The sequence below is a fragment of the Pseudomonas agronomica genome (assembly GCF_025917275.1).
GTDB lineage: Bacteria > Pseudomonadota > Gammaproteobacteria > Pseudomonadales > Pseudomonadaceae > Aquipseudomonas > Aquipseudomonas agronomica.
Genome location: NZ_JAOSHO010000047.1, coordinates 1 through 20,140, shown reverse-complemented (window position 1 = coordinate 20,140; position 20,140 = coordinate 1). Strand labels below are relative to the sequence as shown.

Annotated in this window: 22 protein-coding genes; 9 read left to right on the top strand and 13 right to left on the bottom strand. The window is 59.2% G+C overall.

Annotation, left to right across the window (positions count from 1 at the left end; translation table 11 throughout):
* Nucleotides 1-13: 13 nt before the first annotated feature.
* Entirely contained in the window at nt 14-1,213 is a 1,200-nt protein-coding gene (gene tyrS / locus OC610_RS06425; protein ID WP_264427061.1) for a tyrosine--tRNA ligase, read from the bottom strand.
* 212 nt (nt 1,214-1,425) lie between these two features.
* Between tyrS and OC610_RS06420 the strand changes: the two genes are divergently transcribed.
* Nucleotides 1,426-2,847 (top strand): peptidoglycan DD-metalloendopeptidase family protein, encoded by a 1,422-nt coding sequence (locus OC610_RS06420; protein WP_264427060.1) that lies wholly within the window; start codon nt 1,426-1,428, stop codon nt 2,845-2,847.
* Nucleotides 2,848-2,850: 3 nt separating this feature from the next.
* Entirely contained in the window at nt 2,851-3,942 is a 1,092-nt protein-coding gene (locus OC610_RS06415) for an anhydro-N-acetylmuramic acid kinase (RefSeq protein ID WP_264427059.1), read from the top strand.
* Between the two features lie 64 nt (nt 3,943-4,006).
* Here the strand turns inward: OC610_RS06415 and erpA are convergent, their stop codons facing one another.
* Both erpA and argC read right to left on the bottom strand, forming a co-directional pair.
* Nucleotides 4,007-4,357, bottom strand: coding sequence for an iron-sulfur cluster insertion protein ErpA (gene erpA, locus OC610_RS06410; RefSeq protein WP_260962102.1), 351 nt, complete (start codon nt 4,355-4,357; stop codon nt 4,007-4,009).
* Nucleotides 4,358-4,500: 143 nt separating this feature from the next.
* Nucleotides 4,501-5,535, bottom strand: a complete 1,035-nt coding sequence (gene argC / locus OC610_RS06405) for an N-acetyl-gamma-glutamyl-phosphate reductase (RefSeq protein WP_264427058.1) — start codon at nt 5,533-5,535, stop codon at nt 4,501-4,503.
* 133 nt (nt 5,536-5,668) lie between these two features.
* On the opposite strand from argC, the gene hemJ reads away from it, so the two are divergent.
* The 6 genes from hemJ (at nt 5,669) to coq7 (ending at nt 10,102) form a co-directional block, all read left to right on the top strand.
* A complete protein-coding gene (gene hemJ, locus OC610_RS06400; protein WP_122566709.1) occupies nt 5,669-6,100 on the top strand; it encodes a protoporphyrinogen oxidase HemJ in 432 nt (143 codons plus the stop codon).
* 35 nt (nt 6,101-6,135) lie between these two features.
* On the top strand, nt 6,136-7,104 hold the full coding sequence (locus tag OC610_RS06395) for an NAD(P)H-dependent flavin oxidoreductase (protein WP_264427057.1): 969 nt from the start codon (nt 6,136-6,138) through the stop codon (nt 7,102-7,104).
* A 44-nt stretch (nt 7,105-7,148) separates the two neighbouring features.
* Complete coding sequence (locus OC610_RS06390; protein WP_264427056.1) at nt 7,149-8,111, top strand: DUF805 domain-containing protein; 963 nt, start codon at nt 7,149-7,151, stop codon at nt 8,109-8,111.
* A 61-nt stretch (nt 8,112-8,172) separates the two neighbouring features.
* The gene (locus OC610_RS06385) at nt 8,173-8,961 is read left to right on the top strand and encodes an SDR family NAD(P)-dependent oxidoreductase (protein WP_264427055.1); all 789 of its coding nucleotides are present in this window, start codon (nt 8,173-8,175) and stop codon (nt 8,959-8,961) included.
* Between the two features lie 81 nt (nt 8,962-9,042).
* Nucleotides 9,043-9,381, top strand: coding sequence for a histidine triad nucleotide-binding protein (locus tag OC610_RS06380; RefSeq protein WP_181287191.1), 339 nt, complete (start codon nt 9,043-9,045; stop codon nt 9,379-9,381).
* Nucleotides 9,382-9,454: 73 nt separating this feature from the next.
* Nucleotides 9,455-10,102, top strand: a complete 648-nt coding sequence (gene coq7 / locus OC610_RS06375) for a 2-polyprenyl-3-methyl-6-methoxy-1,4-benzoquinone monooxygenase (RefSeq protein ID WP_030139203.1) — start codon at nt 9,455-9,457, stop codon at nt 10,100-10,102.
* Between the two features lie 80 nt (nt 10,103-10,182).
* Here coq7 and speD read toward each other — a convergent pair whose 3' ends face one another.
* Nucleotides 10,183-10,977 carry an adenosylmethionine decarboxylase gene (gene speD, locus OC610_RS06370; RefSeq protein WP_181287400.1) on the bottom strand — a complete coding sequence of 265 codons (795 nt, stop codon included), beginning with the start codon at nt 10,975-10,977 and terminating at the stop codon, nt 10,183-10,185.
* Nucleotides 10,978-11,215: 238 nt separating this feature from the next.
* Complete coding sequence (locus OC610_RS06365; RefSeq protein WP_008061600.1) at nt 11,216-11,638, bottom strand: OsmC family protein; 423 nt, start codon at nt 11,636-11,638, stop codon at nt 11,216-11,218.
* 233 nt (nt 11,639-11,871) lie between these two features.
* On the opposite strand from OC610_RS06365, the gene crp reads away from it, so the two are divergent.
* Nucleotides 11,872-12,516 (top strand): cAMP-activated global transcriptional regulator CRP, encoded by a 645-nt coding sequence (gene crp, locus OC610_RS06360; protein ID WP_264427054.1) that lies wholly within the window; start codon nt 11,872-11,874, stop codon nt 12,514-12,516.
* Here the strand turns inward: crp and OC610_RS06355 are convergent.
* The 8 genes from OC610_RS06355 to OC610_RS06320 form a co-directional block, all read right to left on the bottom strand.
* Nucleotides 12,513-13,205 carry a lipoate--protein ligase family protein gene (locus OC610_RS06355; protein WP_264427053.1) on the bottom strand — a complete coding sequence of 231 codons (693 nt, stop codon included), beginning with the start codon at nt 13,203-13,205 and terminating at the stop codon, nt 12,513-12,515. The two genes, crp and OC610_RS06355, sit on opposite strands and share 4 nt — an antisense overlap.
* A gap of 4 nt (nt 13,206-13,209) precedes the next feature.
* On the bottom strand, nt 13,210-14,046 hold the full coding sequence (trpC, locus tag OC610_RS06350) for an indole-3-glycerol phosphate synthase TrpC (protein WP_264427052.1): 837 nt from the start codon (nt 14,044-14,046) through the stop codon (nt 13,210-13,212).
* Complete coding sequence (gene trpD / locus OC610_RS06345; RefSeq protein ID WP_249877227.1) at nt 14,043-15,092, bottom strand: anthranilate phosphoribosyltransferase; 1,050 nt, start codon at nt 15,090-15,092, stop codon at nt 14,043-14,045. Before trpD ends, trpC begins: the two co-directional genes overlap by 4 nt.
* 9 nt (nt 15,093-15,101) lie before the next feature.
* Nucleotides 15,102-15,695 carry an aminodeoxychorismate/anthranilate synthase component II gene (locus OC610_RS06340; RefSeq protein ID WP_181287196.1) on the bottom strand — a complete coding sequence of 198 codons (594 nt, stop codon included), beginning with the start codon at nt 15,693-15,695 and terminating at the stop codon, nt 15,102-15,104.
* An 84-nt stretch (nt 15,696-15,779) separates the two neighbouring features.
* A complete protein-coding gene (gene trpE, locus OC610_RS06335; RefSeq protein ID WP_264427051.1) occupies nt 15,780-17,261 on the bottom strand; it encodes an anthranilate synthase component I in 1,482 nt (493 codons plus the stop codon).
* A 70-nt stretch (nt 17,262-17,331) separates the two neighbouring features.
* A complete protein-coding gene (locus OC610_RS06330) occupies nt 17,332-18,150 on the bottom strand; it encodes a phosphoglycolate phosphatase (protein WP_030139211.1) in 819 nt (272 codons plus the stop codon).
* A complete protein-coding gene (gene rpe / locus OC610_RS06325) occupies nt 18,147-18,821 on the bottom strand; it encodes a ribulose-phosphate 3-epimerase (RefSeq protein WP_264427050.1) in 675 nt (224 codons plus the stop codon). Before rpe ends, OC610_RS06330 begins: the two co-directional genes overlap by 4 nt.
* A 78-nt stretch (nt 18,822-18,899) precedes the next feature.
* On the bottom strand, nt 18,900-20,048 hold the full coding sequence (locus OC610_RS06320) for an iron-containing alcohol dehydrogenase (protein WP_264427049.1): 1,149 nt from the start codon (nt 20,046-20,048) through the stop codon (nt 18,900-18,902).
* Between the last annotated feature and the right edge of the window lie 92 nt (nt 20,049-20,140).

Sequence of the window (20,140 nt, the reverse complement as noted above, 5' to 3'; positions counted from 1 at the left end):
GTTATTTTCAGCTTTACTCAGATTTCAGCGTGATACGTGCGAAAGCTTTCTTGCCGGCCTGGCATACATGAGTGGACCCCAGCTCATATATATAGGTGCGATCTACAACCTCACCATCTATACGCACGCCACCCGAACCCAACAGGTCTCGCGCCACTGCCGCATTCTTGACCAAGCCTGCTTTATTAAGAACCGCCGCAATCGGCATATTCTCAACAGCAGTCAGCTCGATCTCTGGCAGATCATCCGGCAGCTCACCGTCCTTCATACGATTACCCGCCGCACGATGAGCACTGGCCGCAGCCTCCTCACCATGGAAACGAGCAACGATCTCCTCAGCCAACTTGATCTTGATGTCCCGTGGATTGGCGCCTGCCTCTACGTCGACACGGAACGCATTGATCTCGTCCATGGACCGGAAGCTCAACAGCTCAAAGTAACGCCACATCAGCACATCGGGAATGGAAACGAGCTTGCTGTACATGACGCCCGGCGCTTCCTGGATACCTACGTAGTTGCCCAGCGATTTGGACATCTTCTTCACGCCATCCAGACCTTCAAGCAATGGCATGGTCAGGATGCACTGCGCCTCCTGGCCATAACCACGCTGCAGCTCACGCCCCATCAACAGGTTGAACTTCTGGTCGGTACCACCGAGCTCTACGTCGGCACGCAACGCAACCGAGTCATAACCCTGCACAAGCGGATAGAGAAACTCATGAATGGCGATGGGTTGATTGGTGGTATAGCGCTTGTCGAAATCATCCCGCTCGAGCATGCGGGCCACGGTGTACTGGGACGTCAGGCGGATGAAATCCGCCGGCCCCATCTGATCCATCCAGGTGGAGTTGAAGGCCACCTCGGTCTTGGCCGGATCAAGAATCTTGAAGACCTGGGTCTTGTAGGTCTCGGCGTTATCGAGAACCTGCTCGCGGGTCAGGGGTGGGCGCGTAGCACTCTTCCCGCTCGGATCACCGATCATGCCGGTGAAATCCCCTATAAGGAAGATGACCTGGTGCCCCAGATCCTGGAACTGGCGCAGCTTATTAATAAGCACGGTATGACCCAGGTGCAGATCGGGCGCCGTCGGATCGAAGCCAGCCTTGATACGCAGCGGCTGCCCGCGCTTGAGCTTTTCGATCAGCTCGGACTCGACCAACAGTTCTTCCGCACCACGTTTGATCAGCGCTAGCTGCTCTTCAACCGACTTCATAACAGACCCGTAAGGCTCAGATTCAAAGGGCCCCAACCATACAAGATCGCGCACCAAATACAAGGTTTGCCCGGCGCACGGACGCCGATCCACAGAACAGAGCGTTCGCGGGCTTGCTTCGCAGGGGTTTTGGTTATATTTTATACAGTTATTTCATCTTCATCATGTCATTCATCTTTTCCAATTCATTTTTTCAAAAGTCAAAATTACCTATGACCACAGAACCGTCTAAAGCGCCGCCGCTTTACCCGAAGACCCACCTGCTTGCCGCCAGTGGCATCGCAGCCCTCCTAAGCCTGGCGCTGCTGGTGTTTCCCTCCAGCGATGTTGAAGCCAAAAAGACGACTCTGAGTCTTGAACTGGAAAATCCTGCTGAACAACTGACACAAGAACAAGACGCCGCCGAAGCCGTTCAAGCCACAAACGAGCCGGCCGCCTCTCCATTCGCGCAGATTGAAAATAGCCCGGAAGACGCTGCCACGGCCGCCGCCCAGGCAGAAGCGCCCGCAGCAGCAGAAGAAAAGAAAGGGCCTGACCATCGTGAAGTGATTGTCGCCAAAGGCGACACACTTTCCACTCTCTTCGAAAAGGTTGGCCTGCCCTCCACCTCGGTCCATGAGATCCTGGCCAGCGACAAGCAAGCCAAGCAATTCACTCAACTGCAACGTGGTCAGAAACTGGAGTTCGAACTCAACCCAGAAGGCCAGCTGACCAACCTGCACACCAAGCTGAGCGACCTGGAAAGCATCACCCTGACCAAGAATGACAAGGGTTATGTGTTCAACCGCGTCACGGCCAAGCCCACCGTTCGCTCGGCCTATGTCCATGGCGTCATAAACAGCTCATTGTCCCAGTCAGCAGCGCGCGCAGGGCTCTCCCATAGCCTGACGATGGACATGGCCAGTGTGTTTGGCTACGACATCGACTTCGCCCAGGACATTCGCCAGGGTGACGAATTCGACGTCATCTACGAACAGAAAGTGGTCAACGGAAAAAGCGTCGGCAACGGCCCGATTCTTTCCGCGCGCTTCACCAACCGCGGCAAGACCTACACTGCGGTGCGCTACACCAACAAGCAAGGCAACAGCAGCTACTACACCGCCGACGGCAACAGCATGCGCAAGGCATTCATCCGCACACCGGTTGATTTCGCCCGCATCAGCTCGAAGTTCTCCGCCGGTCGCAAGCATCCGATCCTGAACAAGATTCGCGCCCACAAAGGTGTCGACTATGCCGCCCCCCGTGGTACGCCTATCAAGGCTGCCGGCGACGGTAAGGTATTGCTGGCCGGACGTCGCGGCGGCTATGGCAACACCGTGATCATCCAGCACGGCAACACCTACCGTACGCTGTATGGCCACATGCAGGGCTTCGCCAAAGGCGTGAAGACTGGCGGCACCGTCAAGCAAGGCCAGGTTATCGGCTATATCGGCACCACCGGCCTGTCCACCGGCCCGCACTTGCACTATGAATTCCAGGTGAACGGCGTCCACGTCGATCCGCTCGGCCAGAAACTGCCGATGGCCGATCCGATCGCCAAGGCCGAGCGCGCGCGTTTCCTGGCCCAAAGCCAGCCCTTGATGGCTCGCATGGATCAAGAAAAAGCCACCATGCTGGCTTCGAGCAAGCGCTAAGCCATGACGCTCTATATTGGTGTGATGTCCGGGACCAGCCTCGATGGCTTGGATATCGCACTGGTCGAACTGGCCCCGGCGATCAAATTGATCGCCAGCCACTACATTCCCATGCCCGCCACTCTGCGCACTGAACTGCTCGAATTGTGCAGCAGCGGACCCGATGAGATCGCCCGCTCCGCCATTGCCCAGCAAAGCTGGGTCAAGCTGGCCGCGCAGGGTATTTATGCCCTACTCAACGAACAGAAACTCAAGCCTCAAGACATCACGGCCATTGGCAGCCACGGCCAGACCATTCGCCACGAACCGGCCCGTGGGTTTACCGTGCAAATCGGCAATCCGGCGCTGTTGAGTGAGTTGACCGACATCAGCGTCGTCAGTGACTTCCGCAGCCGCGACGTCGCCGCTGGCGGGCAAGGCGCCCCACTGGTTCCAGCGTTTCACGAAGCTCTGTTCGAAGAACGAGTCGGTCATCGTGCCGTGCTGAATGTCGGCGGCTTCAGCAATCTCAGCTTGATAGAACCCGAAAAGCCGGTCGCCGGTTTCGATTGTGGTCCAGGCAATGTGCTGCTCGATGCATGGATACATCAACAACGAGGCGAACACTTTGATCGCGATGGCCAGTGGGCTGCCAGCGGAAAAGTCGAGCCAACCTTGCTCAAGACACTGCTCAGCGATCCCTTTTTTGTCACGAAGGGGCCGAAAAGCACCGGGCGCGAAGTCTTCAACCTGCCCTGGCTGAACCAGCATCTGTCGCAGTTGCCAGCCTTCGCTCCGGAGGACGTACAGGCAACGTTGCTTGAGCTGACTGCCCTGACGATCGTTGAATCACTGCAGCATGCCCAGTCGAACACTCAAGAGTTACTGGTCTGCGGCGGTGGCGCGCATAACCAGACGCTCATGAAGCGCCTGGCTGCCTTGCTGCCGAATGCAAAGGTCAGCAGTACGGCGATATACGGTGTAGACCCGGACTGGGTTGAAGCCATGGCTTTCGCCTGGCTTGCACATTGCTGCCTTGAAGGTATCCCAGGCAACCGTCCAAGCGTTACCGGTGCCCGTGGCCCACGCGTACTCGGCGCAATCTATCCGGCGTGAATCGATATCTCCGGACAAAAAAAACCGCAGGGCCGTAAGGCACTGCGGTTTTTTATTGAAGCAATCAGATCGAGAACGAAGAACCGCACCCACAGGTGGTGGTCGCGTTAGGGTTCTTGATCACGAAACGCGACCCTTCCAGCCCTTCCTGATAATCCACCTCAGCTCCCGCCAGGTATTGGAAGCTCATCGGGTCGACCACCAGGCTGACGCCTTCGCGCTCAACGATAGTGTCGTCTTCGGCCACGTCTTCATCGAAAGTGAAGCCATACTGAAAACCGGAACAACCGCCGCCCGTTACGAATACGCGCAGCTTCAAACGATCATTGCCCTCTTCATCGACCAGGCTCTTCACCTTGTGCGCGGCACCGTGGGTGAATTGCAAAGCGGTGGGGGTGAAGGTTTCGACGCTCATGCTGAATATCTCCCGGCGCTTACGCCGCCATAATGCGTGATGGCGGGCATTATCCGCTTCTCCTACAAAATTGGTCAACTATTTGCGGAGCAGCGGCAAGCTACAAGTTCAAAGCTGCAAGCTTGCAGCTTGTGACTGCTCTGTTAAGGCAACATCCCCGCATGGGACAATCCCAGGCGCTCATCCAGACCGAACAGGATGTTCAGGTTTTGCACCGCTTGGCCGGACGCGCCCTTGACCAGGTTATCGATGACTGACAATACCACCACCAGGTCCCCATCCTGCGGACGATGCACCGCGATGCGGCAAACATTCGCACCACGTACGCTGCGGGTTTCCGGATGGCTGCCAGCTGGCATTACGTCGACGAACGGCTCGTTGGCGTAGCGTTTCTCGAACAGCGCCTGCAAATCGACGGAGCGATCGACCACCGTTGCGTAAAGAGTGGAATGGATTCCACGAATCATTGGCGTCAGGTGCGGCACAAACGTCAGGCCGACGTCCTTGCCCGCGGCCCAGCGCAACCCTTGGCGGATTTCCGGCAAGTGGCGATGCCCTTTTACCGCGTAGGCCTTCATGCTTTCCGACGTTTCGGAATACAGCGAGCCGACACTGGCGCCTCGACCGGCCCCACTGACACCGGATTTGCAATCAGCGATCAGGCGCGAAGTGTCAGCAAGACCGGCCTCGATCAACGGCAGGAACCCGAGCTGTGTCGCGGTCGGATAGCAACCGGGCACGGCGATCAATCGTGCCTGCCTGATTTTCTCGCGTTTGACTTCCGGCAAGCCGTAGACAGCCTCATCCAGAAGCTCCGGTGCCCCGTGGGGCTGGCCGTACCACTTGGCCCATTCGTCCGCGTCCTGCAGGCGGAAGTCAGCCGACAGGTCGATCACCTTGGTCCCGGCCGCCAACAGCTCCCCCGCCAAGGCGTGGGCAACGCCATGAGGGGTGGCAAAGAACACCACATCGCAAGCACCGAGGGTCTTGATGTCCGGAACGCTGAATGCCAGGCCGTCGTAATGGCCTCGCAGGTTCGGATACATGTCGGCGACGGCCAGGCCGGCCTCGGATCGGGAGGTGATGACCACCACCTCAGCCTGCGGATGCTGCGCCAACAGACGCAGCAGTTCGACACCGGTGTAACCCGTGCCGCCGACGATACCGACCTTGACCATAAACCTGCCCTCAACGAACCACTGGAAAGCCCTCGATAATAGGGGCCGCAGGGCGTGGCGACAACCGTCAAGGTGACGTGTGGCCGCTCTAACCTCTACTATCGGGCTACCGTGAATCTGGGAATAACCAAAAATGCTCTATCTATGGCTCAAGGCACTTCACATTGTCAGCATGGTCTGCTGGTTCGCCGGCCTGTTCTACCTGCCGCGCCTGTTTGTCTATCACGCCCAAAGCGAAGACAACGTCAGCAAGGAGCGCTTCAGTGTCATGGAGCGCAAGCTGTATCGCGGCATCATGGGCCCGGCGATGATTGCCACGCTGGTATTTGGCATCTGGCTGCTCAGCCTCAATGCCGGCGCCTACTTCACCCAGGGTGGCTGGATGCACGCCAAGTTGACCCTGGTCGTCCTGCTGATCGGTTATCACCACATGTGCGGCGCCCAAGTGAAACGCTTCGCCCGCGGCGAAAACACCCGCAGCCATGTCTTTTATCGCTGGTTCAACGAGGTGCCAGTCCTGATATTGCTGGCTATCGTAATTCTCGTCGTGGTCCGGCCGTTCTAACGTCCAATAGCACTATTCGATCGGGGGTACATCCCATGCCGTTGCCCGCTTTGCTTGAAGAACGTCTGCGGCTGCCTGCCGTTGCCGCGCCGATGTTCCTGATTTCCAATCCCCAGCTCGTGCTTGCCTGCTGTCGCAATGGCATTGTCGGCAGTTTCCCGGCGCTGAACCAACGTGAGAGCAGCGGTTTCAAGGCTTGGCTGGAGGAAATCGAAGCGGGCCTGGAAACGATGGAAAGGCCGGCACCCTACGCGGTCAATCTGATCGTCCATAACAGCAACCCGCGGCTCCAGGACGACCTGGCGATCTGCATCGAGCATAAAGTGCCTATCGTCATCACCAGCCTGGGCGCGGTAAAAGAGCTCGTGGATGCGGTGCATGGCTATGGCGGCCTGGTATTTCACGACGTGACCACTCGCCGCCACGCCGAAAAAGCCGCAGAAGCAGGTGTAGACGGCTTGATTGCCGTCGCGGCTGGCGCCGGAGGACATGCGGGAACGTGGAGCCCTTTCGCGCTGATTGCCGAAATCCGGCAGTTCTTTGATAAAACCCTGCTGCTCGCAGGATGTTTGAACCACGGCCATCAGATTTTGGCAGCGCAACTGCTCGGCGCGGATCTGGCCTACTTTGGAACGCGATTCATTGGTACGGCAGAAAGTCACGCGTCCGACGCTTATAAAGAGATGTTGCTCACATCCAGAGCCGCAGACATCGTGCATACTCCCGCAGTATCCGGCGTGCCAGCCAGTTTCATGCGCCAGAGCCTGGAGGATGCCGGCTTCGACCTGCTTGCCTTGCAGAACAAAAGCGCGGCAGATCCCGGATCGAAACTCAAACCGCTGAACGATGAAGCCAAGGCCTGGAAGACCGTATGGTCTGCGGGCCAAGGTGTTGGTGAGATCAATGATTTACCCAGCGTCGATCAACTGATCGCACGCCTGGATAAAGAATACCGCCAGGCGCAAGCCCGAGCGGCACAGCTCGGAGGCCAATGGCCCCGCTGAATCCCAGAAATATAAATCAACTTTGAAAGACAAGGATGCCAGGCATGAGCGAAACCCGCTTCAACATCGTATTCGACGGAGCCCTGTTGCCAGGCGTCGATACCACCACCGCCAAGCTGAACCTCGCGGAGCTGTTCAAGAGCGATGTCAGCGCCATTGAACGGCTGTTCAGTGGTCGCAAGGTGTCGCTTAAAAACAACCTGTCCCAAGGCGAGGCGCAGCAGTACCTGGAAGCGCTGCACAAGAGCGGCATCGACGCACGAATCGAAGCAGAACCGTCCCTCCAGCTGGACCTCGGCGAGGTGCAGGAATCGCCGCATCAGCCAAGTGGCCGCCACCCGGACTCCATCATCGACCCCGTTTCCCCCTACGCCCCTCCCCGCGCCCCGGTAGGCGAAACGCTTGCCGAATACGGCCCACTCAAGCCTTTCAGTTTCGACGGCCGTATCGGGCGCCTGCGATACCTGGCCTGGACCATGGTTCTGACACTGGCGGTCATGCCCGTGGTCGGGATTGCATTCTGGTTGAGCCTGTCCTGGTTGCTCGTCGCCAGCTCAACGACCGCGATGATCATCGGCGGACTCGTAGCCGTAGCCATCTTCCTCGCTTTTGCCTACGTGAGTATCCAGTTCAGCGCCCAGCGCCTGCACGATCTCGGCTGGTCCGGATGGCTGTGGTTGCTCAACCTGGTGCCGTTCGTGGGCAGCCTCTTCCCATTCGTCCTCATATTCGCTCCAGGCAATAGTGGCCCGAACCGCTACGGCCCTCCACCTCCGCCCAACAGCACCGCGGTCAAGGTTCTTTCCTGGCTGTGGGTCGTCCTGATCGCCCTGATTTTCATCGGTGCATTGGCTGGCGCATTCAGCAGCATCGGCGAGGAGTACGGCAGCAGTTCCCTGAGCAGTTATGAAAGCAGCGAATCCACTGACGAATCGGCCGAAGAACCCGCCGCCGAAGCAGCCGAGCCAGCCGCACCTTCTGTAGACTACGAAGAAGAGGAACAATAAACGCGCCTGGCGCCGGTGACTGCTCAGTCCACCGGCGCCCTGCGCGGCGATGGAGAACTGCATGACCCGTTACGCTCTGATCACTGGTGCTTCCAGTGGTATCGGCCTGGCCATGGCCGAAGCACTGGCCCGGCGTGGGCGCAACCTGATATTGGTGGCTCGACAGCGTGATCGGCTGGAAAGTATTGCAATAGAACTGACCCAACGGTTTGGCGTGGAGGTGTTGTTCCGCGCCTGCGACCTGGGCGAACCCCTTCGACTCTCAGGCTTCCTGCTGGAATTGGAGGAAGGCGAACGCCAGATCGATCTGCTGGTCAATTGCGCGGGTATTGGCACCAGTGGTCCATTCCTGGCCCAGGACTGGATGACCGAACAAGACCTGATCGAAGTGAATATCCTTGCCCTCACACGTCTCTGCCATGCAATAGGCAACAGCATGGCGTTGCATGGCGGCGGCCAGATCCTAAACGTCGCATCGACTGATGCCTTCCTGCCCGGCCCCTGGATGAGCACGTATCACGCCAGCAAAGCCTATGTGTTGCATTTCTCCGAAGCCCTGCGGGTCGAATTGAAAAAATGCGCAATCAACGTCTCGGTACTGTGCCCCGGGCCGACTCGCACGGACTTTTTCGCGAAGGCACAGCTCGATGAACAGAAACTCAACGGCAAGAAGGAATTGATGAGCCCTGAGGAGGTTGCGCTCTATGCCGTTCGCGCGCTGGACCGCAATCGAGCCATTATCATTCCCGGACGCCGCAATCGCTGGTTCGCCGCGCTGCCTAGGTTCGGACCACGCTGGCTGGTCCGGGTCGTCAGCGGCATGCTCAACAAGGCCTGCTGTCCGCGCTGATTCCTTCAAGCTGAAAAACCCGCGCCGGCAAACCCGGCCTTCAGTACACTCGACCTCGACTAAACCAACGGAGAGACAGCTGTGGATACCCTGTTTACCAAGATTATCAACCGGGAAATCCCGGCGAAGATCATCTATGAGGATGACCAGGTCCTGGCCTTCCACGACATTGCTCCACAGGCACCGGTTCACTTCCTGGTCATTCCAAAGAAACCGATCCGCACCCTCAATGACCTGACCGAGGACGACAAGGGACTGGCTGGGCATATCCTGTTCACCGCCCAGCGCCTGGCCCTCGAGCTGGGTTGCGAAGAGGGCTTCCGGGTGGTGATGAACTGCAATGAACTCGGTGGGCAAACCGTCTATCACATTCATATGCATGTGCTTGGACAGCGCCAGATGAATTGGCCGCCGGGCTGATCCCTGATCCAACGCAAATCCCCGGCGGCCGATTGAGTTAAACTGGCCGCCGAGATTTTTCCCGGAGGTAAGCATGACTACCCAACGTCACTACTCGCCCATCGATCGCCTACTGCTGCAGGCCGACACCGCGATGCGTACGCTGTTGCCCTTCAGTGGCCAGCCATACCGGCCATCGCCGGCCATCGTGCAGCCGGACGTGCAGATGAGCGATGAAGAGACTCGCCATGTCGCCGGACTGATGCGCATCAACCATACCGGTGAAGTCTGCGCCCAGGCGCTCTACCAGGGCCAGGCGCTGACAGCGAAATTGCCGCAGGTACGCGAAGCGATGGAACAGGCCGCCGAGGAAGAAATCGATCATCTGGTCTGGTGTGAACAACGCATTCGCCAGTTGGGCAGCCACACCAGCGTGCTGAATCCCCTGTTTTATGGCATGTCGTTCGGGATCGGCGCCGTGGCAGGCCTGATCAGTGACAAGGTCAGCCTTGGTTTTGTCGCGGCGACCGAGCATCAGGTGTGCAAGCACTTGAATGAGCACCTGCAGCAATTGCCCGTCGAGGATGAAAAGTCCCGGGCGATTCTTGAGCAGATGCGTGAAGATGAAGAGCACCACGCCGAGAGCGCTCTGGAGGCCGGCGGCTTCCGCTTCCCGGCCCCCGTCAAATTCGGCATGAGCTTGCTGGCCAAAGTCATGACCAAGAGTACCTATCGGATCTGATAGCGAAAGCGGAACGAGGCCTTCCAAAACGAAAAAAGGCGGCTGTCCATGGACAGTCGCCTTTTTTCATAGCCGAAACTTTAGCGCGGCATATTGCGCGCGTAAAAAATTTCCAGCATTTCGTGCTTGACCCGCTCTTCCACCTGCCCACGCTGTTCAGCAGACAGATTGCTCGTGGCGTCGCCGAACAGGTAGTTATCCAGCTCAAAGTCCTTGAGCAGCATTTTGGTGTGGAACAGGTTCTCCTGATACACGTTCACGTCCGTCATCTGGTACGCGTCGCGAGTGTCTTCGGAGAGGTAGTTCTGGATCGAATTGATCTCGTGGTCGATGAAGTGCTTGTGGCCTTCCACGTCCCGAGTAAACCCGCGCACGCGATAATCCACGGTCACGATGTCGGAATCGAATTGGTGAATCAGGAAGTTGAGCGCCTTGAGCGGTGAAATGACGCCACAGGTCGACACGTCGATGTCTACTCGGAACGTAGCGATGCCATCCACTGGATGGATTTCCGGATAGGTGTGGACTGTGATATGGCTCTTGTCGAGGTGGGCCAGGATAATTTCAGGCAACGGGCCCGGGGACTCTTCGATCTGGCTGTCGGTCGGTGTCACCGGCTCTTCCGAAATCAAAATAGTCACGCTGGCGCCCTGGGGCTCATAGTCCTGACTGGCGATGTTCAGGATGTTGGCACCAATGATATCGACAACTTCCGTGAGAATCTGCGTGAGGCGCTTGGCGTTGTACTCTTTATTGATGTACTCGACGTAGGCCTGCTGGTCTTGCGGGGTTTCCGCATAGCAGATGTCATAGATGTTGAAGCTCAAGGTCTTTGTCAGGTTATTGAACCCATGGAGCTTGAGTTTGCTTTTCACCGTTTGAAAACTCTCTGTGTATTGCGGCCTGGCCGCGTGATCAAGCATGCCCGTCAGATGCGAACGACGCACCTGCGTAGGACGGTTAACACCTCTTCGCGATGGCGATTTTGGTTGTCTGTCCAGGCAAGGGACCGGCCGCAAGCCGATCACTGCCCTGAAAAAAGTGGCGCATTATGCAGACGTCAGCTTCTGATCGCCAGAGCTTGCACCGCTTTTGTGATGGTTGGATGTCGATTCAACCCAATTCGATGATTTCATAATCGTGAGTGATTTCAACACCGGCGGCGCCGAGCATGATCGAGGCCGAACAATATTTCTCGGCGGACAGCTCGATGGCGCGCTTGACCTGGGCCTCTTTCAGCCCCCGACCCTTCACCACAAAGTGCATATGGATCTTGGTGAAAACCTTCGGATCCTCGGTCGCACGCTCGGCTTCCAGGAAGGCTTCGCAACTTTCGACCGCTTGGCGCGACTTCTTGAGGATGCTGACCACATCGAAATTGCTGCAGCCACCAACACCCAGCAGCAGCATTTCCATTGGCCGAACACCCAGGTTCCGACCTCCGGCGTCCGGCGGGCCATCCATGACGACCACATGACCGCTGCCCGACTCACCGAGGAACATGGCTTCGCCAGCCCATTGGATGCGTGCCTTCATCGTCAAGACTCCACTGTCATAAAAAGGGGGCGCCAGCTTAGCACAGCCCCCCGTGATGGCGGCTCCGCCTGAAGAGGCCTGGCGCAGATACCACTCGGTAAATTCTCGAATTTATTAAGGACGCCTCTGTTAAGCTGGCGCCCAATCACTGGCGTATGGCCAGCTTTTTCGATAGCCATTCGCCTTCATAAAAAATCAAGCCACCAAACCGCGCAGTTTTTCGGGACACAACCATGGTTGCCATTACTCCCACGTCCAAGATCAAGAATCTCGACAAGCTCTTGATGCATTGCCAGCGTCGCCGCTACCCGGCCAAGCACAACATCATTTGCGCGGGAGACCGTTCCGACACGCTGTTCTTCATCATCAAGGGATCGGTCACTATCCTGATCGAGGACGACGAAGGTCGGGAGATGATCATCGCCTACCTCAATTCGGGCGACTTCTTCGGTGAGTTGGGCTTGTTCGAACAGGCCGGCAAGGAACAAGAGCGCAGCGCCTGGGTGCGGGCGAAAGTCGAATGTGAAGTCGCGGAAATCGGCTACAACAAATTTCGAGAACTGTCGCAGCAGGATCCGGACATTCTTTTCGTACTCAGCGGACAAATCGCACAGCGCCTGCGCAACACCACCCGCAAGGTGGGCGACCTCGCCTTCTTTGACGTCACCGGTCGTGTCGCCCGTTGCCTCCTGGACCTGTGCAAGCAGCCCGACGCCATGACCCACCCCGACGGCATGCAGATCAAAGTGACCCGCCAGGAAATCGGCCGCATTGTCGGCTGCTCCCGCGAGATGGTTGGCCGCGTGCTCAAGGACCTGGAGGAACGCAACCTGGTCAGCGTCAAAGGCAAGACCATGGTGGTCTTCGGCACCCGCTAGAGACTGTCCAGCAGTTCTTGGTACAGGGTCTCAAGTCGCTCCAGGGCGTGGGGCGCCGGAAATTTTTCATGCAGGGCAATATGGCTCTCGGCACGCACCCGCTGCTCCAAGCCACAGGCTTCGTTGAAACGATTGACCGCCGCAACCATGGCTTCGCGCTCGTCGTCCAGCAGTAGCGCGCCATGCACCAGGCCGACCGGACGCTGCGCTCCTTTACTCTGCCGCCAGCGTTGGGCGGTGCCTACCATTTTCCGGCCGTCCAGATTGACATTGAAGCGCCCATCACAAAAAGCACCCGCCACTTCCCCTAGCGAAGCCACCCCGCCCAATTCATCGAGCAATTGGGAGATGGGATCGCACAACCGACGATAGGCGGTTTCGATCCGGCCATGATCACCTTCACTGCGCGGCGGTGCGTAGACCAGCGCGATATTGACCGTCGCGGCTGATTGAGGCACGGGCTCGCCGCCGGTTTCGCGCAGGAGCACCGGCCAGCCGTTGGCCGCTGATACTTCGCAGGCGACGTCGAATCCCGGCAAGCGACTCAGGCGACGTGGCATGACCAGTGCTCGGTCATTCGGTTGCCAGAACAGTAAGCCGGAATCAGCGTCACCGGCGCAGACGCTCGCCAGCAAATCCTGCTCGGCTTGCAAGCCGTTTTCGACAGTAAAGGAAATGGCGGGAGACATCCGTTCAGTCCAACGTCGAGCCGGTCACTGGAACGCCGCGCTCGGGAAAGAACAGCCGTTGCAGCTCCATGCCAGGGCTTTCCGCCCGCATGAACGCTTCGCCTACCAGGAACGAATACACGTCGCTGACTTCCATCAACTCCACATCGGCCCGGTTGAGGATGCCGCTCTCGGTGATGACCAGCCGATCACGGGGGATCCGTGGCAACAGGTCCAAGGTCGTTTCAAGGCTGACTTCAAAGGTATGCAGGTTGCGGTTGTTCACCCCGACCAGCTTGGTATCCAGCGTCTTGAGGGCCCGCTCCAACTCTTCGCCGTCGTGGACTTCCACCAACACGTCCAGGCCGACGCCCTTTGCAACCGCAGCCAACTCGGCCATCTTCACGTCATCCAGGGCGGAAACGATCAACAGCACGCAATCGGCGCCCAAGGCCCGGGCCTCGACGATCTGGTACGGGTCGATCATGAAATCCTTGCGGATCACCGGCAACTTGCACGCCGCCCGCGCTTGCTTGAGATAGTCGTCGGCGCCTTGGAAGAAATCCACATCGGTCAGCACCGAAAGGCAGGTCGCGCCGCCCTTCTCGTAGCTCTTGGCGATGTCGGCCGGAACGAAATGCTCGCGAATCACACCTTTGCTGGGGGAAGCCTTCTTGATTTCGGCAATCACCGCCGGCTGTTTCTTCTTCGCCTGGTCGACCAGCGCCTGGGCAAAGCCGCGAGGCGCATCGGCCGAACGTGCAAGATTTTCCAACTCGGCCAGGCTGACCCGGGCACTGCGCTCGGCGACTTCCTGCTTCTTGCGAGCCAGAATGTTTTCCAGAACCGTTGGCACGCTCATCCTTCATTCTCCACTTTGAATACGGCGGTAAACGCGCCCAATTCTTCCAATTTTTCACGGGCCAGGCCGGTGTGCAGTGCATCATGGGCCAGCTCGACACCTTGCTTGAGGCTGCTGGCGTGATCGGCGGCGTACAACGCGGCACCCGCGTTGAGCACGATCATCTCGGCAGCCTTCTGGCCATTCTCGGTCTTACGGCGCCCCAAGGCATCGCGGATCAATTCCAGTGACTGCGCCGGTCCATCCACAGCCAGGCCATGCAGGCTCTGGCTCTTCATGCCCAGGTCCTCAGGTTCGACCCAGTATTGCGTAATCTGATCATTTTTTAGCTCAGCCACGAAGGTGGGCGCCGCCAGGCTGAACTCATCCAGGCCATCCTTCGAATGGACCACCAACACGTGCTTGCTGCCCAGGCGTTGCAGGACCTCGGCCAGGGGCAGGCACAACGCCTCGCTGAACACCCCCACCACCTGATGTTTCACACCGGCCGGATTCGTAAGCGGGCCGAGCATGTTGAACAGCGTGCGCAAGCCCAACTCCCGACGGGGCGCGGCGGCATGCTTCATGGCACTGTGGTGGGTCTGGGCAAACATGAAGCCGATGCCCACGCTATCGATACAGCGAGCCACCTGGACCGGGGTCAGGTTCAGGTAGATACCGGCAGCCTCCAGCAGATCGGCGCTGCCACTCTTGCCCGAGACCGCACGGTTGCCATGCTTGGCGACGGTGCAACCCGCCGCGGCAACGACAAATGCAGAGGCGGTGGATACGTTGAAGATATTGGCACCATCACCGCCGGTACCCACCACATCCACCACGCCGTCCAGCGTCTTGAGTTCGACCTTGTCCGCCAGTTCCCGCATGGTGGTCACGGCGCCGACGATTTCGTCGATGCTCTCGCTCTTCATGCGCATGGCCATCATGAACGCGCCAATCTGCGCATCCGTGCACTGGCCAGTCATGATTTCGCGCATCACGTCGCGCATCTCGTCGGTGCTCAGGTCGAGCTGACCGACGATACGGTTCAGGGCTGTCTTGATGTCCATGAAAAGTCCTTAGCGCGTGCCGCCGGTTTGTTTGAGAAAGTTGGCGAACAGCTCGTGGCCCTGTTCAGTGAGGATAGACTCCGGATGGAATTGCACACCTTCGATATTTAACGTCTTGTGTCGCAACCCCATGATCTCGTCGACCGAGCCGTCTTCGAGCTGGGTCCAGGCGGTCAACTCCAGGCAATCGGGCAAAGTATCGTGCTTGACGACAAGGGAGTGATAGCGGGTGACGGTAAGCGGATGATTCAGGCCTTCGAATACGCCCTTGTCTTCATGGAATACCGGGCTGGTCTTGCCATGCATGACTTGCCGGGCGCGCACGACATGGCCACCGAACGCCTGGCCAATCGACTGATGGCCCAGGCACACGCCGAGGATCGGCAGCTTGCCGGCAAAATACTTGATGGCGTCGATGGAAATGCCCGCTTCGGTCGGCGTACACGGGCCTGGGGAGACCACGATGCGCTCGGGCTTGAGGGCCTCGATTTCGGCGACGGTCAGTTCGTCGTTGCGCACCACCTTGACCTCGGCACCGAGTTCGCCAAGGTACTGCACAACGTTGTAGGTAAAGGAGTCGTAATTATCGATCATCAGCAACATGGCGTAGCAACCTTTTGATTCACTGACTTTAGAAACGGCCGCTGGGGCGCAAAAGCCCTAGGCCACAGGTTGTTGGGAAGGACTTCAGTCGCCTGAGGTCTGCTCCGCCAACGCCACGGCACGGAACATCGCCCGACGCTTGTTCAGGGTTTCTTCCCACTCCAGTGCCGGCACCGAGTCAGCAACGATCCCACCGCCAGCTTGTACGTGCAGTTCGCCGTTCTTGATGACGGCAGTGCGGATCGCAATGGCGGTGTCCATGTTGCCGTTCCAGGCGAAGTAACCCACCGCCCCGCCGTACACACCGCGCTTGACCGGCTCCAGTTCGTCGATGATTTCCATCGCCCGGATTTTCGGCGCGCCGGACAACGTGCCGGCGGGCAGGATCGCCCGCAAGGCGTCCATGGCCGTCAACCCGGCTTTCAACTGCCCGGTCACGTTGGACACGATGTGCATCACGTTGGAATAGCGCTCGATGACCATTTTCTCGGTGAGCTTCACCGAGCCGATCTCCGAGACACGCCCGGTATCGTTGCGTCCCAGGTCGATCAGCATCAGGTGCTCGGCGATTTCCTTGTCATCCGACAGCAGGTCCTCTTCGAGGGCCCGGTCCGCCTCCCCCGTGGCGCCACGGGGGCGAGTACCAGCGATCGGTCGCACGGTGATCAGGTTGTCTTCGACCCGCACCAGCACTTCCGGCGAACTGCCCACGACGTGGAAGTCGCCGAAATTGAAGAAATACATGTAGGGCGTCGGGTTGAAGCAGCGCAACGCCCGGTAGAGATCGATGGGCGCGGCCTTGAAGTCGATGGACATCCGTTGCGACGGCACCACCTGCATGCAGTCACCGGCGAGGATGTACTCCTTGATGGTATCGACGGCCCGTTCGTAGTCATCCTGGGTGAAGCTGGAACGGAACACCGGGTCGGCGGCCGACTGCTTGCTGAAATCCAGGCCTGACCGCGGCGTGATCGGTTGACGGAGCTTTTCCAGCAGCGCCTGCAGACTTTTCTGACCTTGCTCGTAGGCATCTTCCTGGGATGGGTCTGCCAGGACAATCGCATGCATCTTGCCGGCGAGGTTGTCAAAGACCACCACAGCGTCGGAGACCATCAACAGGATGTCCGGCACGCCCAGCGGGTCAGGGTTCGGGCAGGTGCCGAGACGTTTCTCCACATAGCGCACGCAGTCGTAGCCGAAATATCCCACCAGTCCACCGTTGAAACGGGGCAGGCCCGGGATGGTTGGCACGTTGTAGCGGGCCTTGAAGGTTTCGACGAACGCCAGCGGATCCTCGACTTCGAGGCTTTCGATCTCGACGCCGTCGTGGGTCACGCTGATGCGATGGTCATGCACCCGCAGCACCGTACGGCACGGCAAGCCGATCATGGAATAACGGCCCCATTTCTCGCCGCCCTGCACCGATTCGAGCAGGTAGGAGTTGGGCTGGTCGGCCAGCTTGAGGTAGATCGACAGCGGCGTGTCGAAGTCGGCCAGGGTTTCGCAGGCGAGCGGGATGCGGTTGTAGCCGGCAGCGGCTAGACGCAGGAATTCTTCGCGGATCATGGTATGCCTCGTGGCAAGAGGAGCTGACAGTCAGGTATGCAAACGCGCCGGATAACCGGCCAGGATCAAGTCAGGCGCGCCAACGCCAGCGGGCCAGGGCCTTCATGACTTTCATCCAGAGTTTGCGAGTGACCACCACGATGGCGTTTCCAGAAGAGGATTGAACAGCGTCGGGCAACGTTATCTCAGCCGCCGGGTCCAGGCAACCGGGAATTAACAGACGCAAGTCATCGATCACCAACGTCGGAAACTCTTCGGCGATCGGCCGGCCATGGTTATAGCCGTAGCTCAACGCCACGCACTTGACGCCTGCCGCTTTCGCCGCCAGCACATCGCTGCGCGAATCACCGACGAATAACGATTGCGAGGCCGGGATGTTGGCCATTTTCATCACGAAGAACAGCGCGGCCGGGTCGGGCTTTTTCTGCGGCAACGTATCGCCGCCGATGATCCAGCGGAAATACCGGCCGATTTTCATCTGGTCCAGCAGCGGCGCGACGAAGCGCTCCGGCTTGTTGGTGATCAGCGCCATTTCCACGCCTTGCTTGTGCAGCCATTTGAGCGCGGAACGCACACCGGGGTAGACCACGGTCAGTTCGTGGTTGCCTTCGTAGGCTTCGTTGAACAGCTCCATCGCCCGTTCGGCTTCGGCTTCATCGACGCCTTGGGCATCGATGTGGTTGGCCAGGGCTCGGCGCACCAGCATGGGCGCACCGTTGCCCACCCACTGGCGCACCGCGTCGATGCCGGCGGGTGGGCGGCCGAGCTTGAGCAGCATGCTGTCCACGGCGGCAGCCAGATCCGGGACCGAATCGACTAGCGTGCCATCCAGGTCGAACATCACCAGGCGCGGCAGGCTGCCGGGAAACAGCTGCTCGAAGCCGCTCATGGACGCGCCAGGGCCAGTTCGGCGCGCATTTTCGCGATCACCTCTTCGTAGTCCGGCGCGTTGAAGATCGCCGAACCGGCAACAAAGGTGTCGGCGCCGGCCGCGGCGATTTCGCGAATGTTGTTCACATTCACGCCACCGTCGATTTCCAGGCGGATATCACGGCCCGAGGCATCGATCAGTGCACGGGCTTCGCGCAGTTTGTCGAGGGTCCCGGGGATGAATTTCTGCCCGCCGAAGCCAGGGTTGACGCTCATCAGCAGGACCATGTCGACCTTGTCCATCACGTATTTCAATACGTCCAGCGGCGTGGCCGGGTTGAATACCAGGCCGGCCTTGCAACCGCCTTCGCGGATCAGTTGCAGGGAGCGATCGACATGCAGCGTGGCTTCCGGGTGGAAGGTGATGTAGGTCGCGCCCGCCTCGATGAAATCACCGACGATACGGTCCACCGGGCTGACCATCAGGTGCGCGTCGATCGGCGCGGTGACGCCGTACTTGCGCAGCGCCGCGCAGACCATCGGGCCGATGGTCAGGTTGGGCACGTAGTGGTTGTCCATGACATCGAAGTGCACGATGTCGGCCCCGGCGGCCAGAACGTTGTCCACTTCCTCGCCCAGGCGGGCGAAGTCGGCGGAGAGAATCGACGGAGCAATAGCGAAGGGCTGCATGACGCACCTGTTTTGAGCGAAATCACGATGGCGCGCATTGTATACCTCAAGATTTGGCGCGCCCACCGTGACAGTCGATCAATACGCCGCGCGGTAGATCTTCTCGATATCGGCGGCGCTCAGTTGGCGCGGATTGTTGCGCATCAGCCGCTCGATCCCCGCTGCTTCCACCGCCATGGACGGGATCACATCCTCGGTCACACCCAAGCCGCTCAGGCCCTGGGGGATCTGCACGGCGGCGCACAAGGCGACCATCGCATCGACAGCCTCGTCGGCGGCTTCAAGGTCGCTCAGGTGAGCGGTCTTCAGACCCATGGCCTCGGCAATGTCGCGCATGCGCTCGACACAGGCCATTTTGTTCCACGCCATCACATAGGGCAGCAGCAACGCATTGGCTACCCCGTGGGATACGTGGAAACGCCCGCCCAACGGATAAGCCAGCGCATGCACCGCCCCGACCCCAGCATTGCCGAAGGCCATACCGGCCATCAGGCTGGCCGTGGCCATGTCTTCACGGGCTTGCAGATGGTTAGGGTTGGCGTAGGCCTTGGGCAGAGCCCGGGTGATCAGCTTGATTGCGCCAATAGCCAGTGCATCGGTAATCGGCGAGGCATTGAGCGACAGGTAGGCCTCGATCGCATGCGCCAGCGCATCGACACCACTGGCAGCCGTTACGCTGCGCGGGCATGTAAGGGTCATCTGCGGACTGACCAGAGCCACGTCCGGCAACAGGTAATCGCTGACAATGCCCTTTTTCAGCTGGGCGGCCTTGTCGGAGAGAATCGCCACGTTGGTCACTTCCGAACCGGTACCGGCCGTGGTGGGGATGGCGATCATGGGCGGGCCTTTGCGCGGCACCTGATCGACGCCGAACATATCTTGCAACTCGCCGTGGTAGCCGGCGTAGACGCCCACGCACTTGGCGATGTCGATGGCACTGCCGCCGCCCAGGCCGATCAGGCCATCATGCCCACCGTCGCGGTAGGCTTGCATGCAATCTTCGACGATGGCGATCTCCGGGTCCGGCATGACCCGGTCGAAAATCTCGTAGTCACGTCCGCCCAGGTGCTGCAGCGCCAGCTCCACCGTGCCTGACTTGACCAGCGCTGCATCGGTCACGATCAATGGATTGTCGACGTCCAGGCGCGTCAGCTCCGCCGCCAGTTGCTCGATGGCAGCGGCACCAGTGATCAGTTTATGGGCGATCTTGAATGAGGAAAGACTCATGTGCGCGGCCTCTTGTTCGAGTATGGGCTGGCACAAGGATAGCTCGGTATGGCGGGTTGGTTTGTCATTCAGCGCTTGAATGCCTAAAGAAC